The sequence below is a fragment of the Streptomyces sp. NBC_00683 genome, assembly GCF_036226745.1.
Lineage (GTDB): Bacteria > Actinomycetota > Actinomycetes > Streptomycetales > Streptomycetaceae > Streptomyces.
Map to the genome: position 1 here is coordinate 5,499,808 of NZ_CP109013.1, position 26,647 is coordinate 5,526,454.

The 26,647-nt window shown below is 71.0% G+C and carries 22 protein-coding genes and 1 tRNA gene; 13 read left to right on the plus strand and 10 right to left on the minus strand.

What is annotated here, in order from left to right:
• Nucleotides 1–52: 52 nt before the first annotated feature.
• The 7 genes from OG257_RS24590 to OG257_RS24620 all read right to left on the minus strand — a co-directional run bounded on the left by OG257_RS24590 (nucleotide 53) and on the right by OG257_RS24620 (nucleotide 6,452).
• Nucleotides 53–126 (minus strand) — tRNA-Lys (locus OG257_RS24590).
• Entirely contained in the window at nucleotides 117–827 is a 711-nt protein-coding gene (locus tag OG257_RS24595) for a hypothetical protein (protein WP_329210781.1), read from the minus strand. The genes OG257_RS24590 and OG257_RS24595 overlap by 10 nt, the downstream gene beginning before the upstream one ends.
• A 137-nt stretch (nucleotides 828–964) precedes the next feature.
• Nucleotides 965–1,306: a hypothetical protein gene (locus OG257_RS24600; RefSeq protein ID WP_329210782.1), complete on the minus strand. Its 342-nt coding sequence runs from the start codon at nucleotides 1,304–1,306 to the stop codon at nucleotides 965–967.
• A 107-nt stretch (nucleotides 1,307–1,413) separates the two neighbouring features.
• Entirely contained in the window at nucleotides 1,414–2,748 is a 1,335-nt protein-coding gene (locus OG257_RS24605) for an AAA domain-containing protein (protein WP_329210784.1), read from the minus strand.
• Entirely contained in the window at nucleotides 2,745–4,430 is a 1,686-nt protein-coding gene (locus tag OG257_RS24610) for a hypothetical protein (RefSeq protein ID WP_329210786.1), read from the minus strand. The genes OG257_RS24605 and OG257_RS24610 overlap by 4 nt, the downstream gene beginning before the upstream one ends.
• Entirely contained in the window at nucleotides 4,421–5,608 is a 1,188-nt protein-coding gene (locus OG257_RS24615) for a hypothetical protein (protein ID WP_329210788.1), read from the minus strand. Before OG257_RS24615 ends, OG257_RS24610 begins: the two co-directional genes overlap by 10 nt.
• Nucleotides 5,502–6,452: a phosphatase PAP2 family protein gene (locus OG257_RS24620; protein ID WP_329210790.1), complete on the minus strand. Its 951-nt coding sequence runs from the start codon at nucleotides 6,450–6,452 to the stop codon at nucleotides 5,502–5,504. The genes OG257_RS24615 and OG257_RS24620 overlap by 107 nt, the downstream gene beginning before the upstream one ends.
• Before the next feature lie 304 nt (nucleotides 6,453–6,756).
• On the opposite strand from OG257_RS24620, the gene OG257_RS24625 reads away from it, so the two are divergent.
• Entirely contained in the window at nucleotides 6,757–7,353 is a 597-nt protein-coding gene (locus OG257_RS24625; RefSeq protein WP_329210792.1) for a histidine phosphatase family protein, read from the plus strand.
• 87 nt (nucleotides 7,354–7,440) lie between these two features.
• On the opposite strand, the gene OG257_RS24630 is transcribed toward OG257_RS24625, so the two are convergent.
• Nucleotides 7,441–8,817 carry a tetratricopeptide repeat protein gene (locus tag OG257_RS24630; protein ID WP_329210793.1) on the minus strand — a complete coding sequence of 459 codons (1,377 nt, stop codon included), beginning with the start codon at nucleotides 8,815–8,817 and terminating at the stop codon, nucleotides 7,441–7,443.
• 243 nt (nucleotides 8,818–9,060) lie between these two features.
• Between OG257_RS24630 and OG257_RS24635 the strand changes: the two genes are divergently transcribed.
• Nucleotides 9,061–9,432, plus strand: coding sequence for a hypothetical protein (locus OG257_RS24635; protein WP_329210795.1), 372 nt, complete (start codon nucleotides 9,061–9,063; stop codon nucleotides 9,430–9,432).
• Between the two features lie 86 nt (nucleotides 9,433–9,518).
• On the plus strand, nucleotides 9,519–10,415 hold the full coding sequence (locus OG257_RS24640) for a spermidine synthase (RefSeq protein WP_329210796.1): 897 nt from the start codon (nucleotides 9,519–9,521) through the stop codon (nucleotides 10,413–10,415).
• A 5-nt stretch (nucleotides 10,416–10,420) separates the two neighbouring features.
• Here the strand turns inward: OG257_RS24640 and OG257_RS24645 are convergent, their stop codons facing one another.
• Complete coding sequence (locus tag OG257_RS24645) at nucleotides 10,421–10,969, minus strand: hypothetical protein (RefSeq protein WP_329210798.1); 549 nt, start codon at nucleotides 10,967–10,969, stop codon at nucleotides 10,421–10,423.
• A gap of 78 nt (nucleotides 10,970–11,047) precedes the next feature.
• On the opposite strand from OG257_RS24645, the gene OG257_RS24650 reads away from it, so the two are divergent.
• The 9 genes from OG257_RS24650 (at nucleotide 11,048) to OG257_RS24690 (ending at nucleotide 24,125) form a co-directional block, all read left to right on the plus strand.
• Nucleotides 11,048–11,770 carry a response regulator transcription factor gene (locus OG257_RS24650; RefSeq protein WP_329210800.1) on the plus strand — a complete coding sequence of 241 codons (723 nt, stop codon included), beginning with the start codon at nucleotides 11,048–11,050 and terminating at the stop codon, nucleotides 11,768–11,770.
• Nucleotides 11,767–13,218, plus strand: coding sequence for a HAMP domain-containing sensor histidine kinase (locus OG257_RS24655; protein WP_329210802.1), 1,452 nt, complete (start codon nucleotides 11,767–11,769; stop codon nucleotides 13,216–13,218). Before OG257_RS24650 ends, OG257_RS24655 begins: the two co-directional genes overlap by 4 nt.
• A gap of 158 nt (nucleotides 13,219–13,376) precedes the next feature.
• Nucleotides 13,377–14,861: a glycoside hydrolase family 18 protein gene (locus tag OG257_RS24660; protein ID WP_329210804.1), complete on the plus strand. Its 1,485-nt coding sequence runs from the start codon at nucleotides 13,377–13,379 to the stop codon at nucleotides 14,859–14,861.
• A 754-nt stretch (nucleotides 14,862–15,615) separates the two neighbouring features.
• Nucleotides 15,616–16,938, plus strand: a complete 1,323-nt coding sequence (locus tag OG257_RS24665; RefSeq protein WP_329210806.1) for an ABC transporter substrate-binding protein — start codon at nucleotides 15,616–15,618, stop codon at nucleotides 16,936–16,938.
• 168 nt (nucleotides 16,939–17,106) lie between these two features.
• Nucleotides 17,107–18,105: a carbohydrate ABC transporter permease gene (locus OG257_RS24670; RefSeq protein WP_383811241.1), complete on the plus strand. Its 999-nt coding sequence runs from the start codon at nucleotides 17,107–17,109 to the stop codon at nucleotides 18,103–18,105.
• Nucleotides 18,106–18,120: 15 nt separating this feature from the next.
• Entirely contained in the window at nucleotides 18,121–19,044 is a 924-nt protein-coding gene (locus OG257_RS24675) for a carbohydrate ABC transporter permease (protein ID WP_329210808.1), read from the plus strand.
• 122 nt (nucleotides 19,045–19,166) lie between these two features.
• The gene (locus OG257_RS24680) at nucleotides 19,167–20,630 is read left to right on the plus strand and encodes a GH1 family beta-glucosidase (RefSeq protein ID WP_329210810.1); all 1,464 of its coding nucleotides are present in this window, start codon (nucleotides 19,167–19,169) and stop codon (nucleotides 20,628–20,630) included.
• A gap of 216 nt (nucleotides 20,631–20,846) precedes the next feature.
• Complete coding sequence (locus OG257_RS24685) at nucleotides 20,847–21,890, plus strand: LacI family DNA-binding transcriptional regulator (protein ID WP_329210812.1); 1,044 nt, start codon at nucleotides 20,847–20,849, stop codon at nucleotides 21,888–21,890.
• Nucleotides 21,891–22,067: 177 nt separating this feature from the next.
• Nucleotides 22,068–24,125 (plus strand): TerD family protein, encoded by a 2,058-nt coding sequence (locus OG257_RS24690; RefSeq protein WP_329210814.1) that lies wholly within the window; start codon nucleotides 22,068–22,070, stop codon nucleotides 24,123–24,125.
• 565 nt (nucleotides 24,126–24,690) lie between these two features.
• On the opposite strand, the gene OG257_RS24695 is transcribed toward OG257_RS24690, so the two are convergent.
• Entirely contained in the window at nucleotides 24,691–25,875 is a 1,185-nt protein-coding gene (locus OG257_RS24695; RefSeq protein ID WP_329210815.1) for a helix-turn-helix domain-containing protein, read from the minus strand.
• Between the two features lie 129 nt (nucleotides 25,876–26,004).
• Here OG257_RS24695 and OG257_RS24700 point away from each other — a divergent pair, with 129 nt between their 5' ends.
• Nucleotides 26,005–26,541: a flavoprotein gene (locus OG257_RS24700; RefSeq protein ID WP_329210817.1), complete on the plus strand. Its 537-nt coding sequence runs from the start codon at nucleotides 26,005–26,007 to the stop codon at nucleotides 26,539–26,541.
• Nucleotides 26,542–26,647: the final 106 nt, after the last annotated feature.

The window sequence follows — 26,647 nt, forward strand, 5'->3', positions numbered from 1 at the left end:
GAGCACGCACGAAGAAGCCCCCTCGCTCGCGCGAGGGGGCTTCTTCTGTCTGTGCGCCGTCAGGGACTCGAACCCCGGACCCGCTGATTAAGAGTCAGCTGCTCTAACCAACTGAGCTAACGGCGCCTGCTGACGTCGTAGACATTAGCACCCGGATCGGCCGGAGGAAAAATCGAATTCCCGGTGGTCGACGGGGCCGCCGACCTGCCCACCCGTACACAGGCCCAGAGCAGAACGTCCGGGCCCGGAAGCCACGGGTTGCGCGTATCGGGGGCGACGAGCCAGCGGGGGCCGCTGCCGGAACCGCCGACCAGGGGCGGGACCGTGACCGCGTCACCGGCGCCATGACAGAGCAGCGGGGGCATGGATCCGTGGTGCCTCTGTGAGCCTCCGGCGCTGCCGGACGTGCTGCCGGTGCCCCATTCCTCCCAGGCCAGCAGTGACGGCAGCCGCTGGGCGGTGCCGGGAGCGGCGAACAGCAGCATCCGCCCGCGGTGCGTGGCCACGGGGCCTGAGCCCGGGCCCTCGGCCCAGAGCTGCTCCAGCATCCGCCGGCCGAACAGCGCGGGCACGTTCACCACGTCGAAGGCGGAGCCGCAGGGCAGGACGCCGGGGGAGCCGGGGCGGGCCTCCCACTGGGAGAGCGTGCTGCGCGGGTAGGCCGAGGCGCCGGCGAGCCAGGCGGCTCCCGATGCGGTGACCTGGGCCGCCCTGTCATCGGCTGCCCGGTCGCCCGTGCGGTCCCGCAGCAGGGCGAAGATGTCGACGCCGTGGCGCGGGGTGGCACCGGTGTGCAGGGTCGTTTCGTCTTTCAGCCATGCGCTCATGACGACAGGTCTACCGGCAGTGACGGTACTGTTTCCGAGAGTTGCCGAAAGCCGGACAGGGCGGGCCCCGAAGGAGTATCTTGCCCGACGGCATATGCCAGAGGCTGTACCCGGAGTGACGAAGAGCCCTTGGGGCGTCAGGGCCTGGGATCGTCCAGCAGGGACCGGCCGAACTCGATCATCTTCTTGGCATAATCCTCGGTCCACTCCGCGCGGGCCGCTATGTCCGCCGGGGTGAGCCGGTCGAACCTGCGCGGATCGGCGAGCTGGGCGGCGGCCACGGCCTGGAACTCCACGGCCCGGTCGGTCGCGGCCCGGAACGCGAGCGTCAGCTCGGTCGCGCGGGCCAGCAGCTCCTTCGGGTCGTCCATCGACTCCAGGTCGAAGAAGTGCTCCGGGTCCGCCGCCGCCTCCGACGGCTCGAAGAGCAGCGGTGCGGGACGCAGCCTCTGCCGCTCGTTCCGCTCGGGTTGTGCCATGTGATGTTCCTTCCTCGTACGGCCGGACGGCCACCTTCCATTGTCCAGCCCGGCGCAAGAGCGCTTCCCACGATCGGGGCCCGCGATGCGTGCGGGGCCCCACGGACTCACGGCCGCCACGGAACGCGGTGGTTCGACCAGAGCTCCCACGTGGACTGCATCGCCTCCCACCCGTCGGGGAACTTCACCGTCACACCCAGCTGGACCGGCTCCGTCGAAGGGTGCTCGTCCAGCAGATCCGCCACCCCCGCACGGCACACCACGATGCAGGCGTGACGGTGCCGGGAGGCCAGCACGCACAGGCGGCCCGTCTCCAGATGGAACGCCGTGGCGTCCGGGCGGCCCGACAGCGGGTGCAGGACCACCGTCACATCGAACTCGCGCCCCTGGAGGCGGTTCGCCGTGTCCACCGCCACGCCGGTCACACCCAGCTCGGCGAGCGCCGCCCGCACCGCCGCCGCCTGGTCGCGGTGCGCCGTGCCGACCGCGACCCGGTCCGCCGTCACCGGGACCGGATCAGGCGCACGCTCACTCGTCGCGGCGCCGCCCCGGTCCAGCAGCCGGCGGACCACCAAGGCCACCGCCCGTACCGCCTCCGGATCGGTACGCGGGGTGTGGCGGGCCGGGAGCTCCAGCAGCCCCCAGCCCGACTCCGCCGCCACGTCCAGCACCCGGTCGGGCCCGGAACCGTCCGAAGGGACACCGAAGGACAGCCGGCGGTCGCCGTGATCCGTACCGCTGCGGAACGGCGTGTACGGGTAGAACGCGTCCGACACCAACGGTGCCGCCGACGCGGGCAGCCGCCACGACACCGGCAGCCGGTGCTGCGGCAGCTCCGGATTGTGCGCGAGCAGCGTGGCCACCGCGCTCGCCGACGGGTCGTACGACAGTCCCGCCCACTGGTCCGCACCGACGATCGAGAACGGGTCCAGCTGACCCGGATCCCCGACGAACAGCGCCCGCTCGAACAGCCCGGCCACGGCCAGCAGCGCGTCCGAGCGCATCTGGTACGCCTCGTCGACGATCGCGTGCCCCCACGGCTCGACGTTCTTCACGTGCGCCCACTTGGCGGCCGTGGAGATGACGATGTCGAGACCGGCCAGATCCGCCGCCTTCGCCGACTTCCGCACCTGCGCGAAACCGTCCAGGACCTTGTCGTACGGATCGGAGTCGCTGCTGTGCAGACGGCCCACCGGCAGATCCGGGGCCTTCTCCGCCAGCCGGACCACCAGATCGTCCACCTGGGCGTTCGTCTGCGCGATCACCATCAGCGGGCGGCCCGCCGCGGCCAGCTCGAGCGCCGCCCGCACCACCAGCGTCGACTTCCCGGCACCCGGCGGCGAATCCACCACGATGCCGCGCGCCGTACCCCGCAGGGTGTCGCCGAGGATCGCGTCGGTCGCCTGCGCCGCTGCGGCACCCGGATCGAAAATGACAGTCACAGGAGGTCCTCCGCGGTCACGGGGTCGGGCTTCTCGGCATGCCCGTCACCGGTGCCCGGCGGACCGCCGTGGGTCCACGGGGTGTCCTCCGGGTCCGGCAGCTTCGGGCCGCTTCGCTGATCGTGCTCGAAGAGCGTCCACGCGATCCGGTCGCCCGGCTCCGGCACGGAACCGGGGGCGGGCTCCTTGCCGCGCCCCATGCGGTCCGTGATTCGCAGGACGAGAAGGACCGCGCCGGTGTCCTGCCCGTCCGCGGACACCTTGTCCGCGGACACCCCGTCCGCGGTTTCCCGGTCGGTGCCCTCTCCGTCGGCGGACCCGTCGGAGCCGTACCCCACGAACTCCGCCGTCTGCGGCTTTCCGTCCAGTGAGCGGTACACCTTCGTCCGCTCACCGAGATGCGGGCGCTCATCCGTACGGACCGTGACCAGCGGGCGCGGCGAGGGCCGCTTCGACTCGCTGTACGTCATCTCCACGTCCGTCACCTCGCCGACGAACGCCTCGCCCGCCAGCCGCCGCCCCGCGAGCACCAGCGGATCGTCCAGCGCCTCCTGCGCCTCCAGCTGCGCCTGCGCCGTCTCCCGCGAGGCCAGCTTCTGCGCCGCCGTCACCGCATCGTCCCGCCGCGGCTGCGGCGGCTCGCCCGCCCGCACCCGGTCCCGGTGAGCGGTGAACGACCAGCGGTCCCGGGTCCACCGGTCCTCGGCCCTGGCCCCCTCCGGCAGCTCCCGCAGCAGGTCGAGCCCCCGCCACACCGCGTCCCACGTGGGCAGCAGCACCCCGGCGAGCAGCGACCTGATCTCCCGCTCGGCACTGCTCAGCTCACCCAGCCGGGCATCGGCGGCGAGGCCGTCCTCCGCGGCGGCCAGCGCCGTGCGCGCCCGGTCGTACTTCTCGATCGCGGGCGCGAGCAGCCTGTTGTCGAACGCCGGGTCCGTGGCCGGTCCCGCCGGCGGGACGACCAGCTGGCCGGCCCGGTCCCGCAGCAGCTCCGCACGGAGCGCGGCCGACGCCCCCGACTCGCCGTCCGGCGGGTCGATCCAGGCCAGCAGCGCCCCGAGATGCTGGTCCTCCAGGCTGCTCTGCCCCGTCGCCCAGTGCCGGTTCAGCAGATCGGTCGCGGCGAGCAGCAGCGAGGAGCCCGGCACCCTGGCCCGCTCCCCGTAGTGCGTCAGCCAGCGGCCGAGCAGCGGGACACGGGCGGGCGCCGGATACGGGGTGTCCGGATCGTCCTCGGCGGTGCGCCGGAACCGCATGGACCGCCCGAGCAGCCGGACGAAGTCGATGCCGGCCCGGCTCGGCACGATCAGCTGGGGCGCGTCCGTGCACAGCTCGACCTCGACCTTGACCTTCTTTCCGGTCTCCGGATCGGTCTCGTTGCGCTCGGCGGGTTCGATGACGTCCGCGTACGACTCGATGTGCGGGAGAACCGCCTCCGCCAGCTCGGCGAGGAACGCGAACCGCAGGTCGCGGTCGCGCGGCTGGGCCACAGCAAGCAGCCTGGGCGCCTCACGGTCCGTCCCCACGAGGGCCCCGAGGGGCGCGCCCGCCTCACCGGCCGTCGTCAGCGGCACCAGTACGAGCGGGCCGCCGGTCAGATGGCGGTGGCGCACGGTGGTGAGAGGCTGGGCCCGCCCGCTGTCCACGGCCTCCAGCCGGGCCAGGGTGTTGATCAACGACATGGGACGCCGCCGCTCGCGTTCTCCAGGGCCTCCGCGCGCAGGGCCGCGGCCCGGCGCAGGGCCGCCACCGTCGGATCCGCCGGGTCGCCCTCCTTGCCGGCCGCCGCGGCCAGCACCCCGGCGACCGTCGTCAGACCGCCGAGCTCGCCCCGCACGCTCCGGCCCAGCGCCTCCACGGCCCCGTCCGTCCGGGCCTTGGCCCGGCAGTGGAAGGCCAGCTCGCACGCGGCCAGGCACTCAGGGGCGTAGGCGGCGGGCACCGATTCGACGGCGGTGCCCAGCTCCTCGGCCGAGCACCCCGGGTCGAACGTCGTGCCCTCGGGAAGGGCCGCCGCGATGTCCTCGATACGGGTCAGCCTGGCCAGTTGGCGGCGCGTGACGGCGCGCTGCTTGCGTACGTCGAGGACCGAGGCGGTCGGCAGGTTGGAGAAGTCCCTCGGACACACCAGCAGGACCCGGTGCCCGACCCGGGCGCCCTCGGTCATGGCGGCGATCCGCTCCAGCGCCAGGACGTACACGGCGGACTGACGTGCCGCCGCACCGACCTTCGCGGCGTCCGCCGAACTGTCGATCATGGGGAAGGACTTGATCTCGACGACCGTCCAGGTGCCGTCCGGGTGCACCACCACCGCGTCCGGCTCCAGATAGGCAGGCGAGCCCGCCACCTCCAGGGCCAGCATCGGATGGTCGAGCAGCGCCCAGCCGCCCGCCGCGGTGGCCTCGCGCAGCGCCAGCGCCGTACGCGCGGCGCGGCCCTCGGGACCGGCCGCCGTCAGATCGGGCACCGCGGCCCGGCCCGGTGCGTCCGCTCCGCTGCCGAGCCGCTCGAACAGCAGGCGCAGCAGCTCCGTACCGCCGTCGGCCTTGACCTTCGCCTCGAACGCGTTGCCCCGGATGAACGCGAACTGCGACTGGCCGAACGCGGCCGGGGAGCCGAGCGCGGTCGCCAGCACGGCCTTGTCGACCCCGGCGCCGTCGAGCAGGGCGCGCCGCTTGCAGCCGGGGTTGGCGGCGAGAGCGGCGAGCGCGCGTGCGTCGAGCGGGTGCGGCGCGACGGACGGGCCGCGCAGCTCAGCGAGCCGCTGCCGGAGCGTCGTCGCTGGCGGCTTCGGCTGCGGAGCCGGTGGCCGCGCCGCTGGAATCTGCGGAGGAGGTCCGCTGGCCGGGGATTCGCTCACCCGCGGAAGTCTTGCATCCGCCACTGACAATCGTGGACTTCTTGGCCGTCACAGGAACGGGGACCGGTGCGAGAACGGCCCTCAGGCGGCTCTTGACCCGGTCGGCCATCCGGATGACCGGCCTGGTCAGCAGGGCTCCGGCGGCCATCACGGCGGCGCCGGCGACCGCGTCGAGGAAGTAGTGGTTCGCGGTGCCCATCACCACGAGCACCGTGATCAGCGGATACGCGATGCCCGCCGCACGGATGAGCGGGTGGCGCCCGTGGCGCCACAGGAGGACCCCGCACCACAGCGCCCAGCCGACGTGCAGGCTCGGCATCGCCGCGTACTGGTTGGTCATCCCGCTGAGCCCGCGCGGGGCGCTCGCGCCGGCGCCCCACCAGCCGTGCGCGCTGTACTGGGCCATCGTGTCGACGAATCCGTACCGGGCGTCGAGCAGCCGGGGCGGGCAGGTGGGCATCAGCGTGAAGCCGATCAGCCCGAGGAGTGTGGAGGTCATCAGCCAGGTGCGGGCCGCCCGGTAGGCGGCGGACCGGCGCCGGAACATCCATATGAGGACGGCCGGAGTGACCAGGTAGTGCAGTGAGGCGTAGGCGAAGTCGGCGGGTATCCCCAGGGCCGGGTTGGCGGTCAGCAGCCGGTTGAGCGGGTGCTCGGCATTGAGGTGGAGCGCCTTCTCCAGGTCGAGTATCGCGAGCCCGTGATCCACGGCGGTCGACACGTCGCCCCGGACCAGCAGCCGCCCCGCCGAGTACAGCCCGTACACCACCGCGATCAGTGGCAGCTCCGTCCACCAGCGTGGCCGATGACCGGAGGAGCGTGTCGCGGCGGTGGCGTGCGGCATCCGGTAGCTCTCCCCATGTTCATGCGGTCGACGGCGGGCGTTCAACCGTACGGCGGTCGTCTGCCCTGAATTCCCCCGGGGGGCGTCCCCCGCGGACGTCCCTGGTCGTGCGCAGAGAGGGACGCCGATACGGCCCCGCAGGTTGCCTGCGTGGCAGGTGCGCGATGATGGAGCGGGACCTCATCGGCACCGTCCCCCGGCCGGCTGCCGTTCCCGTCGTCGTCCCGGACACCGCTGTCCAGGACCCAACAGATCCTAGGGTCCTCGGATCTTCAGATCTCAGTATTTTTCAGGGAGAGCCGTCATGGCACCGCGAATCCTGCTCGCCCGGCACGGCCAGACCCAGTGGTCCGTGCAGGGCAATCACACCGGCAGGACCGACATTCCCCTCCTCGACACGGGCCGCGAGGGCGCCAAGCTGCTCGGGGAACGCCTGCACCGGGAGCCCTGGGACGGCCTGCCCGGGGTGGAGGTACGGACCAGCCCGCTCGTCAGGGCCGCCGAGACGTGCGCGATCGCCGGATTCGGTGACCGTGCCGAGCCGTGGGACGCGCTGATGGAATGGGACTACGGGCAGTACGAGGGCCTGACCCCGGCGCAGATCAAGGCGGACCGGCCGGACTGGCTCATCTGGCGGGACGGTGTCCCCGGGGGCGAGACCCTGTCGGGACTGGCGCGCCGGGCGGACGAGATCGTGGACTGGGCGCGCTCGGCGGACCGGGACGTGCTGGTCTTCGCCCACGGGCACATTCTGCGGGCGCTGGGAGCACGGTGGCTGGGCGAGGACGTCTCCTTCGCCGCGCACCTCCGGCTTGAGCCGACCTCACTGTCGGTGCTGGGCTGGGCGTACGGAATGCCCGCCCTGGAACGCTGGAACGACACGGGCCACCTGGACCGATAACCGCCCCGGTGCCGGTGAGGGGCCCGGGGCCCAATTCGAGCCCGTCCGGCGATCGAGGACAGAACGTCCCCGTCCCCGGCGGCCCCCTCACCCGGCCGAAGGCACTCGCTCCGGCCCCGGCGGCAGCTCCTCGTACCGCTCCAGGAACGCCACGACCTCCGCCCCGCCCCGCGGTCTCAGCACCCGTACCGCGCTCTCCAGCATCCCCCGGATCCGCGAGGACTGGACGCGGTCCAGCAGGTCCAGCACCTGGTGCCCCGCCGTCGCCGCGTGGTCGGCCGCGCCCGCCCGCGCCAGGTCACCGGTCAGCTGCGCCCGGTACAGGGCGAGGTTCCGCGTGAAGTGCGGGTCCTGCAGCCGCGTGGCCCGCCGCGCGTGCCGCGCCGCCCTCGGCCAGTCGCCCAGGGCCGACCAGCACTGCGCCTCCAGCATCTCCAGCTCCGCCTCGCGGAAGAAGGTCATCCACTCGGGGTCCGCCGCGCACTCCCCCCGCTCGAATGCCGTGCGCGCCCGCCCGATGGCCCGCTCGCACCCGGTACGGTCCCCGAGCCACGCCCGTCCGCCCGCCTCCCGCAGGGCGAGCAGGGCCAGCAGCCGCGGTGAGCCGAGCGGGCCGGCCACCCGCTGCCCGGCCTCCGCGGCCCGGACCGCCTCACGCGCCCGCCCCGTGTCCCGGGCCAGGAACGACGCGTTGCAGAACGCGTGCGCCTCCAGAGCCGCGTCCCCGGCCAGCCGCGCCGTCGCGAGCGCCTCCGCGTAGTGCGAGCGCGCGTCGTCGAAGCGGCCCGAGTCGTGCGCCAGCCAGCCCACCGAGATCGCCAGCTCACCGGCGCCCGAGTGCAGCCGGTCCGCGGTACTGCGGCGGCTCGCGGTGCCGGCGTCCAGCAGCGCGTACGCGGCCCGCAGCGGCTGGGAGGCGCGCCGGTACAGCCCGTCCGCGCCGTGCCGGTCGTCCAGCAGCCGGATCTGCCGCACCGCCTTCTCGACGGCGCTCACCTCGGCTTCGCCGACGCGGCGCTGTGCGGGCACGGCCAGGGGGCCTGCGGCGGCGGACGGGCCGCCCAGGCCCAGGGACGCGGCTGCCACCGTGGTGGTACCGCTCGTCATGAACACGCGACGCAGCACGTCGCTCTCCTCGTCGATATCGCTGTGGAGCTCAGGGGGCAGGGGCACAGCCGCGGCGGCCCCTGTGCGCGCCCCCCGGCCGCGCACGCTCTCGCGGGCCGAGAAGCCCAGGTCCACCAGGCTCGCCCCCGGGAACATGTGCAGGAACACCCGTTCGTACGCGTAGTTGGGACAGCGGATCTCGCCGGACTCCACGCGCCCGATGTACCGGGCGTCGCACGCGACGTGTTCCCCGATCTCGCGTGCGGCCCTGCGGATCGCCGCCGCGAACTCCCCGGCGGACCGCGAACCGCGCAGCCGCCGGAACGCGAGGTTGGGAACTGCCCGTGTCGACACCATGGCGGGGCCCTCTCTGGTGCAGCCGGGCGCCTGCATCCGGTGTCCCGGCGGAGCAAGAACGTACCTGCTGTGACACGTCACACACGCAGCGTTTCCCTACAAAACGAGACATCTCGCCCGTGATCCGCCATGAACTGCCACCCTTTGCGGCGGCGTAGTGCCGTAGCCCTTGACGCCGTCGGTGCGTTGGTCCATGAGGAGGCGGAGCGTGGCTCTGCCTCGCGACGAGAGGATGGGGTTCCCATGCTGCACATCGGTCCGGAAACCGCGCCGTGCGACCTGGTCACCGTCCCGGCACGTCAGGGACTGGAGGCTGTGGACATCCTGCGCCGCGGCGCGGACCACGAGGCCGTCGGCCCGGTCCTGCACGACGGAGCCTGCCACACCCTCGGATTCCTGGTGCCGCCCGGTACCGCCGACGCCTGGGACGTACCCGGCAGTGCCTGTACGCGGACGGACGGCCGGGGACTGCGCGTCCCCGCCGAGCCGCCCGTGATCGGCGGCGGCTGGCTCCTGCCGCCCGCCGAGGACGCCCCGGTCACCGATCCGGCCGTGCTGCGGGCCGCTCTCGACCAGGCCGCCAGGCTCATCGAGGCGGCCGACAACTGCCGCTGAGGCCATAATGGCCTGGTGGGCGGATCTCCCGCCGTCGCCGGCCGACCCAGGAGCCGGCCCGATCCGGTGAGCGAGGACGAGCGCGCGTGGCACGTCGAGGAGCGCCGGCCAAGGGTGCGAGCGCCCGGAAGCGCCCGGAGCGCGAACGCGGGCAGGAGCCCGTCGCCGCGACGGTGGACGGCGGTCTCGCCGAGCTCGTGCCCGACCGTGAACGCCCACGTGCCTGGACCCTGCTGCTGGACGGTGCCCCGCAGTCCCATGTGGACCTGGACGACCCGTCGTACCTCTCGTTCGAGTACCAGCGCAGGCTCGGTCACGTCATCGACCTCTGTGCGCCCCCGAACCAGCCCCTCCAGGTCGTGCACCTGGGCGGCGGCGCCTTCACGCTGGCCCGCTACATCGCGGCGACCCGCCCCCGCTCCACCCAGCAGATCGTCGAGATCGACGCGGCCCTCGTCCAACTCGTCCGCCGGGAGCTCCCGTTGGACCCGCAGGCCCGGATACGGGTGCGCTCCACGGATGCCCGCGCCGGACTCGCCAAGATCCAGGACGGCTGGGCCGATCTCGTCATCGCCGACGTCTTCAGCGGGGCCCGTACCCCCGCCCACCTCACCTCCGCCGAATTCCTCGGTGAGGTACGCCGGGTGCTGAAGCCCGGCGGGCGGTACGCCGCCAACCTCGCCGACGGTCCGCCGCTCGCCCACCTCCGCGGCCAGATCGCGACGGCGGCCTCCCTCTTCCCCGAGCTCGCCCTGGCAGCCGATCCGACCGTCTGGCGGGGCCGCCGCTTCGGGAACGCGGTCCTGGTCGCCTCGGACCTGCCGATCGCCGTCGCCGAGCTGACCCGACGGGTCGCGAGCGACCCCCACCCCGGCCGGGTCGAACACGGCAGGGCACTCGCCGACTTCACGGGCGGCGCCGCCGTCGTCACCGACGAGGGCGCCAAGCCGTCCCCCGCCCCGCCGCCCGGCGCCTTCACGTAAGCCTGCTACTGGTCGACGACCTGCACCGTCGGCGGATGGCCGTTCCAGGTGCAGAAGACGGAGACGGTCGCCCCGCCCCCGTCGCTGAAGTCCACCCGGATCCACTCCGCGTTCGTCCACACCTGCATCGACCAGCCCTGCTCCGGGGTCGCCGAGACGAGCTTCGCCGAAGCACTCGCCAGCTCCAGGACCACCCGGCCGCCGCGGGTCGGATAGCTCTTCACGTCCCCCGACGACGCCGCCGCAGGCGCGGAGGTCTTCGGCGGGGCGGCCGGACTGCTCGACGGAGTACGGGAGGAGGGGTGCGGGGACCGCGGTGGCGTGGTCCGGGAGGCGCTCGCGCTCGGCGTGGGCGAGGGAAGGGCGCGGTGGGTGGACGACGACACCGGCTCGTCCGCCGCCTGTTCGGTCCGGGCGCCGACAGAGATCGGCACGGCGCGCGGAGGGTCGTACGCCGTCCCGGACATCACCGTGTGCACACCCCACCACGACAGCGTGACCGCCGCCCCGGTGGACAGCGACCAGGCGATCGCGTGTACGAGTCCTCGTTGCATCGGGCACATCCTGCCCCACCCGTACCGGTGCTGTCCCGGAGAGGACCGGGTCCGTCCGCATGGGCTACGGTGCCGCCCATGCCTAGTGTGCTCGTGGTCGAGGACGACCAGTTCGTACGTTCCGCCCTCATCCGGCACCTGACCGAGGCCTCCCACACGGTACGGAGTGTCGGCACGGCGCTCGAAGCGCTGCGCGAAGTGGCGCATTTCCGGTTCGACGTGGTCATCCTCGATCTCGGGCTGCCCGACCTCGACGGCGCCGAGGCGCTGAAGATGCTGCGGTCCATCACCGACGTACCCGTGATCATCGCGACCGCGCGGGACGACGAGGCCGAGATAGTCAGGCTGCTCAACGACGGTGCCGACGACTACCTGACCAAACCGTTCTCGGTGGAGCACCTGTCGGCGCGCATGGCCGCGGTGCTGCGCCGCACCCGCGGCGCCGGCGACCGGACCCCGTCCCCGCGCGTGATCCAGGTCGGCGGGCTCTCCATCGACCCGCTGCGCCGCCAGGCGGAACTGGACGGCACGGCACTCGACCTGACCCGCCGCGAATTCGACCTGCTGGCCTTCCTCGCCGGGCGCCCCGGAGTGGTCGTCGCGCGCCGGGAACTGCTGGCCGAGGTCTGGCAGCAGTCCTACGGCGACGACCAGACCATCGACGTCCATCTCTCCTGGCTGCGCCGCAAACTGGGTGAGACAGCCGCACGGCCGCGCTATCTGCACACGCTGCGCGGCGTCGGCGTCAAACTCGAACCCCCCGCGGCGGCGCCGCGGACCGTACCGGAACCACCCGCATGAGGTGGGCACTGGTCAAGGTCTGCCTGGCCGTCACCGCCATGGTCGTGATCGCGTTCGCGGTGCCCCTCGGGCTCGTCATCAAGGAAATGGCCCGCGACCGCGCCTTCTCCGACGCCGAGCGCCAGGCCGCCACCATCGGCCCGACCCTCACCATCACCACCGACCGCGAGGAACTGACCCGCGCGGTCCTGTCCACCGAACCGGGCGGCCGAGGACGGCTCGCCGTCCACGTCCCCGCCGCCGACGAGCCGGACAGCCGGCGCCTGGAGATCGGCACCCGGCGCGCCACCCGCCACGACCTGGAGACCGTACGGACGTCGGGGCGCGCCTCCATCTCCGAGGTCCCGGGCGGCTCCGCGCTGCTCCAGCCCACCGCGCTGAGCTCGGGAGACATCGCCGTCGTCGAGGTGTTCGTACCCGAGGGCGAGGTCTCCAACGGCGTCGGAACGGCCTGGCTGATGCTGGCGGGTGTCGGCATCGCGCTGATCGTCGGCTCGGTGGCGGTCGCCGACCGGCTCGGCGTACGGATGGTGGAGCCCGCCCAGCGGCTCGCCGGCGCCGCCCAGAACCTGGGGGAGGGCAGGCTGGGCACCCGGGTCCCCGAGGAGGGACCCACCGAACTGCGGTCCGCCGCAATCGCGTTCAACTCGATGGCGGACCAGGTGGTCCAACTCCTCGCCAACGAACGCGAACTGGCCGCCGACCTCTCCCACCGGCTGCGCACCCCGCTGACCGTGCTCCGGCTCAACGCCGCGTCCCTGGGCGAGGGCCCCGCCGCCGAGCAGACCCGGGCGGCGGTCGAGCAGCTGGAGCGCGAGGTCGACACGATCATCCGTACCGCCCGGGAACAGCGCCCCCAGACCCAGGGCGTGCAGTCGGGCGCGGGCGCCGGGTGCGACGCGTCCGAGGTGATCCGCGAGCGCATGGGCTTCTGGTCGGCACTGGCCGAGGACGAGGGCCGTACGGTCCGCCTCGCGGGAGTGGACCGTACGGTACGGATCCCGGTCGCCAGGCCCGAACTGGCCGCCGCAGTGGACGCGTTGCTCGGCAACGTCTTCCGGCACACCCCGGAGGGCACCGCGTTCGCCGTCGATGTGCACCACAGCGGCGACGCGGTGCTCGTCCTGGTCTCCGACGCCGGGCCTGGCATAGCCGACCCGAAGGCCGCCCTGGCCCGGGGAGCCACCGGACGCGGCGAAGGTCCGGGCGCCGTGGGCTCGACCGGCCTCGGACTGGACATCGTGCGCAGGGTCGCCGAGTCCACCGGAGGCGATCTGCGGATCGGGCGTTCGGTGCTCGGCGGTACGGAGGTCCGCATCTGGATAGGCCTCGACGGCGGCCCGTCCGAGCGCGGGCGCCGGGGGCACCGGGTGGGCAGGCGCACCGGGAAGCGGATCGGGAAGCGGCAGCGACACGGAGTGACGGGGCGGAACGCAGAGCTCCCGTAGTCACGGGGGCGGGGCTGAACCTTTAACCAGCACCGATGCGCTCCTTAAGCCAACCCTAAGAACATCAACTCAGGTCCAGGAAGCGGCTTTTGCCCGGTTCGGGGCGGCTAGCGTGCAGACGCAAACACCACCCCCCGCAGGACAGAGGCAGGAACGCGATGGGCACCAGCACGCACCGCCGTACGACGAGCACCCGCACCAAGGCCGTCGGCGCCGTCGTCGCCGCCGCAGTCATCGGTGGCACGGTCTTCGCACTCACCGGCACGGCGCAGGCCGCGGCGGTCGGGGCCACCTACACCAGGACGAGCGGGTGGACCGGCGGATACACCGGGCAGTACGTCGTCACGAACGACACCGACAAGGCCCAGGCGGGATGGACGCTGGAGTTCGACCTCCCCGCCGGTACGAAGATCGACTCGCTCTGGAACGGCGAGCACACCGTCAGCGGAAACCACGTCACGGTGAAGCCCGCGAGCTGGAACAAGGACCTCGCCCCCGGCGCGTCGGTGACGGTCGGCTTCGTCACCGCCTCGTCCGGCACGGCTGCCGATCCGGTCGACTGCCTCATCAACGAGGCCACGTGCTCCGTCGACACCGGTGCCACACCGCAGCCCAGCGGACGCCCCACGGAGACCGCGAGCCCCGCACCGACGCCCACCGCCACCGCGACCCCCACCGCCACGGAGTCGGCAACGGCCTCACCGACACCCTCCGAGACGTCCGGCGGCGGTGACGAGGGCGGCACGGCCGCGGGTGCCGGATTCGCCCCGTACATCGACACGTCGCTCTACCCCTCGTACGACCTGCTGGACACCGTCGGGAAGACCGGTGTGAAGGAGTTCAACCTCGCCTTCATCACCTCCGGCGGCAGCTGCGCCCCGCTCTGGGGCGGGGTGACCGGCCTCGGCGACGACAAGGTGGCCGGCCAGATCGACGCGCTGCGGGCCCAGGGCGGCGACGTCCGGGTCTCCTTCGGCGGTGCGGCGGGCGCCGAGCTGGCCCTGCACTGCTCCTCGGCGGGCGACCTCGCCGCCGCGTACGGCAAGGTCATCGACACGTACAAGCTCACCAAGGTCGACTTCGACATCGAGGGCGGCGCGCTGCCCGACACCGCGGCCAACTCCCGCCGCTCGCAGGCCATCGCCCAGCTCCAGAAGGAGCACCCGGGCCTGGACGTCTCGTACACCCTGCCGGTGATGCCCGAAGGCCTGACCCAGCCGGGTGTGGACCTGATCGCCGACGCGAAGAAGAACGGCGTGCGGGTCGACGCGGTCAACATCATGGCGATGGACTACGGGGCCTCGTACAGCGGCGACATGGGCGACTACGCGACCCAGGCGGCCACCGCCACGCAGGCCCAGATCAAGGGTGTGCTCGGGCTGTCCGACGCGGCGGCCTGGGAGGCCGTCGCGGTCACCCCGATGATCGGCGTGAACGATGTCACCACCGAGATCTTCAAGGTCGACGACGCCACGCAGCTGGTGAAGTTCGCCCAGGACAAGGGCATCGGCCGGCTCGCGATGTGGTCCGGCACCCGCGACAAGGAGTGCGCCGGCGGCACGAAGCCGACGGCGGACGCGTCCTGCAGCTCGATCCTCCAGGAGCCGCTGGCGTTCACGAAGGCATTCGGCGCCTTCAAGTAACCCGCCGCTCCCCACAGACCGCCACCCCCCGCGCGCATCCCGGCCGGCCCCACAACCCCCCACACCCGGCCGGGGTGCGCCCCCCTCATGTGGCCTGCGGGCCCCGAGATGTCCTTAATCGCCGGACGGGCTTGATATGCCCGTCCGGCGCTTGCATTCGCAACGCCCATCGAGCCCAGGGCCCGAACCCGCCGGACCGACCGCGCTCCCACGGTCAAGCGGAACCATCCGTCCCGTCCCCGGAGTTCGGGGAAAGAACGCGGAATCCGCCTCAAGCCCCCAGGACGCCCCCACCGCGCGCCGTCCCGTTCATCTTCCGGCGGGCGTTCCCGGCCCGAGCGGTGGTGCGGGCGCCTTCGAGAGCCGCGTCCCGAAATCCGCTCCACGGGCGGCCCTTTTCGGCGGCCCAGGCCGACCTTCCGGGTCAACACCTCTCTGACCTGCGGAAATTCGCGATCCATCGCGCCGCGCATGCAGGACGCGCGAGTTAACGCAAGACCTCTGCCGGACACGGTCGCGTGACTTGCAGGACACACTCGGGCAACGGAAGCGTCTTCAACTCTTGACACCCACCCCCTTGAGGCAGCAACCTTCCGGCATCAGCGCATGGGAGCGCTCCCATATCGAACGAGGTTTTCGCTCGTACGGGGACGGCACCGCCCATGTCATCCCCGTACCGACGGCACCCGCACCCACCAGTGCGTATGCCGAGCAGATTGAACGCCAGTCCCACCCTGGAACAAGGAGTAGTGGAATGCGCATCACCCGCACTGTCGCAGGTCGAAGCCGCAGAACCCTCGTCATGGCCACCACGGGCCTCACGGCCACCGCCCTGCTGCTCACCGGCTGCGGCGATTCCGAGTCGGACTCCGAGGGAGCCGACGCCAACGGGAAGATCACTCTGACCGTCGCCGACTTCGGCCAGTTCGGCTACAAGGAGGCGGGGCTCTTCGAGAAGTACCACGAGCTCCACCCGAACATCACGGTCAAGGAAAACGTCTCGGCCGACGAGAAGGTCTACTACCCGAAGTTCCTCCAGCAGCTCAACACGGGCAGCGGCCTGGCCGATGTGCACGGCATCGAGGTCGGCCGCGCGAAGGAACTCGTCGACACCAAGGCGGACGCCTTCGCGGACCTGTCCAAGGTCATCGACCCCGGTCAGTGGGTGACGTGGAAGGCGCTGCAGGCCACCACCGACGAGGGCAAGGTCATCGGCGCCGGCACCGACATCGGCCCGATGTCGATCTGCTACCGCCGTGACCTGTTCGAGAAGGCCGGTCTGCCGACCGACCGCGCCGAGGTCGCCGCGAAGTTCGCCGGCGGCTGGGAGGACTACCTCAAGCTCGGCGAGGAGTACAAGAAGAAGGCCCCCAAGGGCACTTACTTCATGGACTCCGCCAGCGCCATGTACAACGGCGTGGTCAGCTCGAACGAGGAGCAGTACTACGCCAAGGACGGCAAGGCGATCTACAAGGAGAGCGCCGGGGTCAAGGCCGGCTGGAACCTCGCTGCCGAGGCCGCCGACAAGAAGCTGACCCAGGGTCTCGCCCAGTTCACCGACGAGTGGGGGGCGGCCCTGCGCAAGGGCACCATCGCCTCCGTGGCCTGCCCCGCGTGGATGGCGGCCCGGATCTCCACGGACGCCGGTGACGCGTTCAAGGGGAAGTGGGACATCGCCCGCACCCCGGGCCAGACCGCGGCCAACTGGGGCGGTTCGTTCCTCGCCGTCCCCGCGAAGGGCAAGCACGTCAAGGAGGCCGGTGAGCTCGTCAAGTGGCTGACCGCGCCCGAGCAGCAGGCCGCCGTGTTCGCGGCCGCGGGTCTCTTCCCGTCGAACAAGGGTGCCTACCTGCTCCCCGCGGTGAAGACGGCCAAGCTGGAGTACTTCAACAACGCGCCGATCGGTGAGATCTACGCCGAAGAGGCCCAGGTCATCCCGGCCGCCGTGCTCGGCCCGAAGGACGGCGTCATCAAGGACACCATCTCCACCCAGATCAACAACATGGAGCAGCGGGGCACCAGCCCCGAGGACGCGTGGGACGCGGCCACCGAGGCGATCGACAAGGTGATCGGCTGATCCTCACCGGTGCGGGCGGCCGGGACGGTTTCCACCCGTCCCGGCCGGCCCGCACCGGTGCCGGTTCCCCCGACGGCACCGCGCACCTTCTCCGACACCTCTGCCGGACCTGACCAGGTCCGGCCTGCCCCTGCGGTGTCGGCACACCCCAGGGAAGGACTCCCACCTGTGGCAACCACCACCCCCACCAGGGGCGTACACGGCTCCCGGCCCAGCCGCCGCGCCCCGAAGCCCATGTCGCCCGGCCGGCAGGCCTGGCGCAGCCGGCTGTGGCGCTTCGACGACAAGGCATCGCCGTACGCCTACATCGCGCCCTTCTTCCTCGTCTTCGGGGCCTTCGGGCTCTACCCGCTCGTCTACACCGGCTGGATCGCCCTCCACCGGGTGGAGATGACCGGCCTCGACCAGATGGAATGGGTCGGCTTCGGGAACTTCAGCAAGATCCTCCAGGAGGACGAGTTCTGGACCGCGGTCAGCAACACCTTCGTCATCGGCGTCATCTCCACCGTCCCGCAGCTGATGGTCGCGCTGGGCCTCGCCCACCTGCTGAACTACAAACTGCGCGCCAGCACCTTCTGGCGCACCGTGATCCTCACGCCCTACGCCACCTCGGTGGCCTCCGCCGCCCTCGTGTTCGCCCTGGTGTTCCGGGCCGACGGCGGCCTGCTGAACTGGGTCCTCGGCTTCTTCGGCGCCGGCGAGACGAACTGGGTCAACGGCCACTGGACGTCCAACATCGCCATCGCCGTCATCGTGATCTGGCGCTGGACCGGCTACAACACGCTGATCTACCTGGCCGCGATGCAGGCGGTGCCGTCCGACCTGTACGAGGCGGCCTCGCTCGACGGGGCCTCGCGCTGGCAGCAGTTCCGCAACGTGACGATTCCCGCGCTCCGGCCGACGATCCTCTTCACGATCGTCATCTCGACCATCGGGTCCATGCAGTTGTTCGGTGAGCCCCTCCTGCTCGAAGGAGGCGCCAACGGCGCACAGGGCGGCACCGAGAACCAGTACGAGACGCTCAGCATCTACCTCTACAACTACGGCTGGAACCTCGGACACCTCGGTCCGGCCGCCGCGGTCGCCTGGGCCATGCTCGTCCTGCTGCTGCTCATTGCCGCGATCAACTGGCTCATCGGGCGCTTCGTGCGCAAGACCGCGGCCTGACGGGGAGCGATATCCATGACCACCACCAGCCCCATCACCGCTCCGGACCACCGCCGCGTCTCGAAGGCCGCGGTCCGTCACGAGCCTCCGCGCCGCCGCCGTTTCAAGCCGGGAGCGGGTCGCCAGCACCACGCGGGCCCCTTCGCCTACTTCGCCCTCGTCGTCGTCGGGCTCGGTTCGCTGTTCCCGTTGTACTGGACGCTGGTCGCCGCGTCCCGCACCCAGCAGGAGGTGCTCGACACCACCCCGCCGCTCTTCCCGGGCGGCAACCTGTTCAACAACCTCGAAGCGGCCTGGGAGCAGGCCAGCCTCGGCAAGGCCATCCTGAACACGTTCATCGTGTCCAGCAGCATCACCCTCGCGACGCTGTTCTTCTGCACCCTGGCCGGGTACGCCTTCGCCAAGATGCGCTTCAAGGGCCGCAACATGCTGATGACGATGGTCATCGCCACGCTGACGATCCCTCCGCAGCTCAGCGTCGTACCCCTGTTCATGATGATGTCCGACATCGGCTGGGGCGGTCAGCTGGAGTCGGTCATCTTCCCGACCCTGGTGAGCGCGTTCGGCGTGTTCTTCATGCGTCAGTACCTGATCGAGGCGCTGCCGTACGAGCTCATCGAAGCGGGCAAGGTGGACGGGGCGAACAACCTCCGCGTCGTGTGGAGCATCGTGCTCCCGGTCGCCCGACCGGCCATGATGGTTCTCGGCATGCTCACCTTCGTACAGGCCTGGAACGACTTCTTCTGGCCCTACCTGGCACTGAACCAGCAGAACCCCACGCTCCAGGTCGCACTCGGTCAGCTGAGCGCGTCCTACGTCCCCGACCAGAGCATCGTCATGGCGGGTGCGCTGATCAGCACCCTGCCTCTGCTCGTCGTCTTCGTGATCTTCGGCAAGCAGATCGTCGGGGGAATCATGTCCGGCGCCGTCAAGGGCTGACTTCCCGGCCCGCTCCGCTCCACCCCGGTCGTCCCGTACGGCCTGTACCTGACCACAGGCCGTACGGGCCCTCGGCCCCCTCACCCCTGTCCCTGTTCGTCCACTCTTGGGAGCGCTCCCGCATGACTGCAGTACGACCCGACATCACCCCGAAGCAGGCGCCCGAGGCAACGAACTTCCCCACGGGCTTCATCTGGGGCGCGGCCACCGCGTCCTACCAGGTCGAGGGTGCCGCCGCCGAGGGCGGCCGGACGCCGTCCATCTGGGACACCTTCAGCCGCACGCCCGGCAAGATCTACAACGGTGACACCGGCGACGTCGCCGCCGACCACTACCACCGCTACCGCGACGACGTCGCGCTGATGAAGCAGCTCGGGCTGAAGGCGTACCGCTTCTCGGTCTCCTGGTCCCGGGTCCAGCCCACCGGCCGCGGCCCCGCCGTCGAGCGCGGCCTGGACTTCTACCGCAAGCTCGTCGACGAGCTGCTGGACGCCGGCATCGCGCCCGTCGCCACCCTCTACCACTGGGACCTCCCCCAGGAGCTCGAGGACGCCGGCGGCTGGCCCGAGCGCGCCACCGCCGAGCGCTTCGCCGACTACGCCGCCATCGTCTCCGGCGCCCTCGGCGACCGCGTCGGCCTGTGGACCACCCTCAACGAGCCGTGGTGCTCGGCCTTCCTCGGCTACGGATCAGGTGTGCACGCCCCCGGCCGCACCGAGCCCGCAGCCGCGCTCCAGGCGGCCCATCACCTCAACCTCGCCCATGGCCGGGCGATCGAGGTCCTGCGCGCCCAACTCCCCGCTGCTGCGCAGGCCTCGGTCACCCTCAATCTGCACCAGGTCCGCCCGCTGACCGACAGCGCGGCCGACGCCGATGCCGCCCGCCGGATCGACGCCGTCGGCAACCGCGTCTTCACCGGCCCGATGCTGCGCGGCGAGTACCCCGAGGACCTGATCGCCGACACCTCGCACCTGGTGGACTGGTCGAAGCTGGTCCACGACGGCGACCTCGCCACCATTTCCCGCCCGGTCGACGCCCTCGGCATCAACTACTACACGCCGACCCTGGTCTCCACTCCGGTGGACGGTGCCGACTACGCGCGCAGCGATGCCCACGGCGCCAGCGACCACTCCCCGTGGCCCGGCTCCGAAGGCGTCGCCTTCCACCTCGCCGAGGGGAAGGAGCGCACCGCGATGGACTGGTCGATCGACCCCGACGGGCTCTACAACCTCCTGATGGACACCCACCGCGAGCACCCCGGCCTCCCGCTGATGGTCACCGAGAACGGTGCCGCGTTCGACGACCAGGTCTCGCCCGACGGCAAGGTCGAGGACCCCGAGCGGATCGCGTACCTGCACGGCCACCTCGACGCCGTACAGCGGGCGATCGCCGACGGAGCGGACGTCGGCGGCTACTTCCTGTGGTCGCTGATGGACAACTTCGAGTGGGCGTACGGCTATTCGAAGCGATTCGGCGCGGTGTACGTCGACTACGCCACTCAGGACCGCATTCCCAAGGCGAGTGCCCACTGGTACTCGGACGTGATCCGCCGCCACGGCCTGCCCCCGGCCGACAGCACCGTCTGACCTGCGCGAACAGCGAGACCCGGCCGAGCGCCGGGTCTCGCTTTTTTGTGCCCGCCTTACATGTTCGTCACAGGGACCCCGTAGGCTTGGGAGCGCTCCCAGAAGGTGTGGCGCTCCCGACGGGCCTGTCGGTCCGGACGAGTGTCAAGGGATCGGACAGCAGGACTTGGTTTGGCTATCCGGCTGTGAGAAATTGACCGCGAACGGGAGGCAGCCATGGCGGCAGCGCGAGTACGGAGTGGCGGGCGGCCCACGCTCGAAGAAGTAGCGGCACGGGCCGGAGTGGGGCGGGGCACGGCCTCACGCGTCATCAACGGCTCGCCACGGGTCAGTGCACAGACCAGGGAGGCGGTCGAGGCGGCCGTCGCCGAGCTGGGCTACGTACCCAACCGGGCGGCCAGAGCGCTCGCCGGGAACCGGACGGACGCCATCGCCCTCGTCGTACCCGAGTCCGAGACCCGGTTCTTCGCCGAGCCGTACTTCTCCGACATCGTGCGAGGGGTGGGTGAGGCCCTCGCCGACACGGAGATGCAGCTGCTGCTGACCCTGGCGGGCAACGACCGGGAGCGCCGCCGGCTGGCCCAGTACCTGACCGCCCACCGGGTCGACGGCGTCCTGCTGATCGCCGTCCACGCCGACGACCCGCTGCCGGAGCTCCTCGAACAGCTCGGCATGCCCTCCGTGATCAGCGGCCGCAGGCACGCCGCGGAGCCGCTGCCGTCGGTCGACTCCGACAACTTCGAAGGCGCACGCGCGGCGGTCGACCACTTCATATCGCGAGGCCGCACCGCCATCGCCACCATCACCGGACGCCTCGACGTGTACGGCGCGCAGCGCCGCCTCGACGGCTACCGCAAGGCCATCGCCGCCGCGGGCCTCGACCCCGACGAACGGCTCATCGCCCCCGCCGACTTCACCGAGGAGGGCGGCGCCCGCGCCATGCGGGAACTCCTGGCCCGCCGCCCGGACGTCGACGCGGTCTTCGCCGCCTCCGACGTGATGGCGGCAGGCGCCCGCCAGGTCCTGCGCGAGTCCGGCCGCCGCATCCCGGACGACGTGGCCCTGATCGGCTTCGACGACTCCGCCGTGGCCCGCCACATGGACCCCCCGCTGACGAGCGTCCGCCAGCCGATTGAGGAGATGGGCCGCACGATGACCCGGGTCCTGCTCCAGGAGATCGCGAACCGCACGGAGGAAGGCACGGAGGAGCGGCCGAGGATCGTGCTGCCCACGGAGCTGGTGGTGCGCGAGTCGTCCTGACCCGCGGCTGCGCCGGGTCCCCGCTTGCGGGGGCGGCGGAGCTTTCACAACTTCTCCATGAATCCCTCATCCGGCCGCTAGGGTTCCCCGTGTACGGCGAATGTGTGACGCACCACACAACGTCACACAGCGAGCTGCCGCGCGTGCGTTCTGGCCCGGCAGGCATTGGGGGGCCACATGCAGGATCTGGTCAAGGGCGCCAACATCGGACTGGCCGCACTGAGCGAGGACGTCAGCTCCGTGGTGATGAGTCTGGGCTGGAGCAGCACCACGGGGGAGGGGGACGCGGACGTCTCCGTGCTCCTCCTCGACGGCAACGGCAAGGTCCGCAGCGATGTGGACTTCTGCTTCTACAACAACCCGATCGCGGGCAACGGAAGCGTGCAGTTGCTCGGCAAGACGCCCACCGCCGACGGCAACGAGGACCGCATCAGTTTCGATCTTGACGCGGTACCGTCCGAGGTCGAGCAGATCGTCGTGGCCGCGAGCCGGTACGGCGGATCCCGGTTCGGAGATCTCAACGACCTCCACCTGACGCTCGCGGACAGTGCCGGTGACGGACTGGTCCAGTTCTCCATCGAGGACGCCGGCGCGGTGAGCGCCTTCATTTTCGGTGAGCTCTACCGCCGCACCGGCGAGTGGAAGTTCCGGGCTGTCGGACAGGGTTACGAGTCCGGGCTGGCCGGCTTGGCGACGGACTTCGGAGTCGACATCGACGACGATGCCGGGGACGAAGATCCGGAGGACGGCGCCGAGGAGGAGCTCCGCGGGCCGGCCGGAGACCATGCAGTGGCTGTCCCCTCGCCGCGGATCCCGGAACCGGCGCCCGCGGGCCCCGTGGTCCCGGCGGTCACCGTGAGCGCCGAGGAGGCGCTGCCTGCGGAGCCGAAACCGCGCGCCCGGCCGCGCACGGCCAAGAGGAAGGTGACTCTCCCCAGGACCGCGAAGAAGTCACTCGCCGAGAACGACTCCTGGAGGACAGCCAGGCTCTTTCCGCTCTCGGTCCTCAGGAGCGACCGTGAACGGGAGACGCGAGCCACCTCAGTACTTCTGTCGGTGATGGCCCAGGTGCCTGAGTTCGGCCGGCGGCTCACGGCAGGGTTCGGAGCTCCCGCAGGGCGCATGGAGACGTTCACCGAGGTATCGCTGCCGCACGGCGACTCGCCCCGGCGGCCGGACGGAGTGATTCGTGTCGAGCGGGCGGGAAAACTGTGGACGGCCCTCGTCGAGACGAAGACGAACGGCAACGCCCTCAAGCCCGACCAGGTTCAGGCTTACATGGACATCGCAGCCCGGCGTGGTTACGAGGCCGTCATCACCCTGTCCAATGACGTGGCGCTCGAAGGCAGTCCTCTCGTCGACGTGAGGATCGACGGCCGACGCAAGCACAAGGTCGCCCTCTGGCACCTGTCCTGGGCAGAGGTCGCCCATCAGGCACAGATGCTGATCCGGCACGAGGGGGTGGACAACGCCGCCCACGCGTGGCTGCTGCAGGAGCTTCTGCACTACCTCCAGCACGAGCACTCGGGCTGCCACGGGTTCCAGAACATGGGCGCCGCGTGGGTACCGGTCCGCAAGGGAATCGACGACGAAACCCTCTGCCAGGGCGACCCGCGAGCCATGGAAGTCATCGAGAACTGGGAACGGCTGATCCGGCAGGTCTGCCTGCGGCTCGGCGGGGAGCTGGGGCAGAAGGTGCTGCCCGTCCAAAGGGCAAAACGCGGAGCTGACCCCCGCGCACGCCGTGCCGATCTCGCCGACCAGCTCTGTTCCCAGGGACGGCTCCACGCCGAACTCCGTATCGACGGAACACCCGGAGTCCTTGCCATCGCCGCCGATCTGCGAACGGGCAAGCTCCGTACCTCGATCGAGGTGGCGGCGTCCGACCAGGGCTATCCGCTCAGTCGGGCGAAGCGGCTCATTCGCCAGCTCGCCGCCGCTCCGGCGGACCTGCACATCGAAACACTCGTCGAAGGCGACGGCACAGGCCCACGGGGAACGCTGGAGCGGCTGCGCCCCGAGCCGGCCGACATACTCCCGAAGAGCGGTGCGGACATCAGCGGCTTCCGCCTCTCCCTGTTCAAGGGCATGGGCAGCAGCCGCGGCAACGCGGAGTCAGGCTTCATCCGCAGCGTCGACGAGGCGGTCGACCGGTTCCACGCCACCGTGATCGCGCAACTGGAGACCCGCGGGGGACGCCGCCGCGGGAGCGGCGAGCCGGTGGCCTCCGGTTGACTCGCGTACGACAGGTGCGGCCGTCGGGGCGCTCCGCCGGAGCAGCGTGATCTCGTGTTCCGGGCAGTGCGCCCCGACGCTGTCCTCGTCCGGGAATTCGTGGTCACCTCCGGGACACCGGGTCACTGCCGCGCCTCCTGCCAGGCCAGCCGTAGTTCGGAGGCTGACCTGCACCGTCCACCGGTCCGGCAGGTGATGCAGTCCAGGGTGTGGTCGAGCATGGCACGGTATCCGGGATCTGTAGACCGGCACTCGCGCCTCGCACACTCTGCGGCCTCGGCGCAGGCGCGAGGGAACCACCAGTACGCGGCTCCGCGCTCCGGCCGGTGGCGTCGGTCGCCCAGGCTGATCCCGGTTCCGACGGTCAGGACAGTGCCGCACCAGACGCAGGACCAGCCACGTAGTTGCTGATCCGTCAGTGAACCGACTGATGGCAGTTGTCTCAAGGCGGCCATGGCATGTCCCGGTTCGTCGGCGATCAGATACGAGATCACCGTGCCGGGTACGAAGGGCATGAACGCTCACACTTCGGTGAGCGTCGACTGCGTGGGAACTGGCAGGTCGGCTACAGACCGATCCAGGCCGACATGTGGCCCAGAGTGTCCGAGGTGCGCCGGGAGAGGTGCACCAGCCCTGCGATGGTTTCCCGGGCGCCAGGGTGGTACCGGGTCTGTTCCGGTGCCGTTCGCCTTGCCTCGACGAGGCTGCCCAGTGCCGCCTGCAGTCGTCCCGTCTCCATTTCCGAACGAGCCCGGTCCAGGAGGAAGTGTGCTCGCCTCGATGGAGGGAGAGTCGGGGGAAGGCTGATATGCCGAGCCTGTTCCAATGCGCTGTCGTAGTGCCGCATTTCCACCGCTGCTGACATGTGGTGGAGAGCCACGTTTGTAGGTCCGAAACTGAGCCAGTGGATCTCCGCAGCGTCGCCGGAGCGTTCCGCGCAGCGTGTGGCCTCCTCGATGTGCGCGTCGACGGTGCTCTGCTGGCGGGCGCGGGCTGCGATGACGGAACCTCCCAAGTGCAGTTGGCCGGTTACGACAACGGCCTCCCGGGTCCGCTCTGCGTCGGCCACGATGTGATGACCGGCAGAGATGAGCCGCTGACCGATGAGGTACTCCCCCTCGCGGAAGTAGACCAGCGCGCGCATGTACTGGCGGATCGCGGACAGGCACGGATCGGAAGCGCGATGAGCGGCCCAGTCCATCCGATCGAGAGCGACGCTCGACAGGTCGTAATAGCCGAGTTTCACCGAGATGTCGTGTGCGCTCCGGTATGCGGAAGCGAGCGCTCGCCAGAGCTGTGTCGACTCGGTGCGCCAGGCCGCTGTGGTCAGCTCCGTGATGGTGGCCGGGAGCATCCGGGCCGCGTTCCGCAGGTGCGCACCGCGGACGAGGGCGCAGAGCCGCTCGGCAGCAGTCATCAGCTCAGTGGCGGGCTTTTCAGGAATCGCGTCGTCGGCGCCCAGGTCGTACAGGTCGAGGGCTTCGCGGATGGGACGTACGAGCTCGGACAGGCGGTCCTGCTGAAGCTCGGTCACGTAGGGCTGCCCGGTGAGCACGGTGACATCGACCCGCAGCGTCTGCGCCACAGCCGCAAGGAAGTCCGGGTGTGCGGGCTTGGCGCCGCACTCGACCTGGTTGAGGAGGCTGTAGGAATACGGGAGTCGGGCCGCGAGCTCCCTCTGCGTCAGTCGGGCGAGTTTCCTCTGCTCCCTGATGCGGGAGCCGGCGCAGGCATCGATCGGTCCGGGCATGTGGACTCCGTTCCTGACGTCTTCTCTCAGGACGTTACCCAGGCAGCTGCGCGCTGGTCCTGGCATTGCCCGTTGCTCCCCCGCACGGGGACAGTTGCATGCCGTGGTGCCGATGGATGAGATGGGCGCATGAAGACTCTGTACCTGTTCGGCTCCGCTGCCCCGCCCGTCCTCGAGATGGCTGCGATCGTGGAGGAAGGGCAGGCGCGGGGGTGGCGCGTGTGCCTGGGACTGACTCCCACGGCCATGCGGTGGGTGGGGACCCAGGTGACGGAGCTGGAACGGTTGACGGGGCACCCGGTGAGGTCGCAGTACAAGTTGCCCGGGGAGCCCGACGTGTGGCCGCAGGCCGATGCGATTCTCTTCGCACCGGCCACCTTCAACACCGTCAACCAGTGGGCACTCGGACTCACTTCGTCCTTCGTGGTCGGAGTGGTCGCCGAGGGCCTCGGAAAGGGCATCCCCATCGTGACCATGCCGTGTGTGAACGCTGCTTACGTCCAGCACCCGCAGTTCGACCGGTCGGTGGACACCTTGCGAAAGGCTGGGGTGACGGTGCTGTACGGGGAGGGAGGCTTTGTGCCGAATCAGCCGGGGGAGCGGCGACCCGAGGGCTTTCCGTGGAGCCTGGCACTGGGCGCCGTGGGCGGGATCCTGAACGGCTGACCGAAGCTCGTACGGAGCTCCCGTGAACGGGGGCGGCCCTGCCACGTCGGGGGAGAGCGCGGCAGGACCGTTGTGTCGAATGCCCGGGAGTCGCGCTTCCATGCGG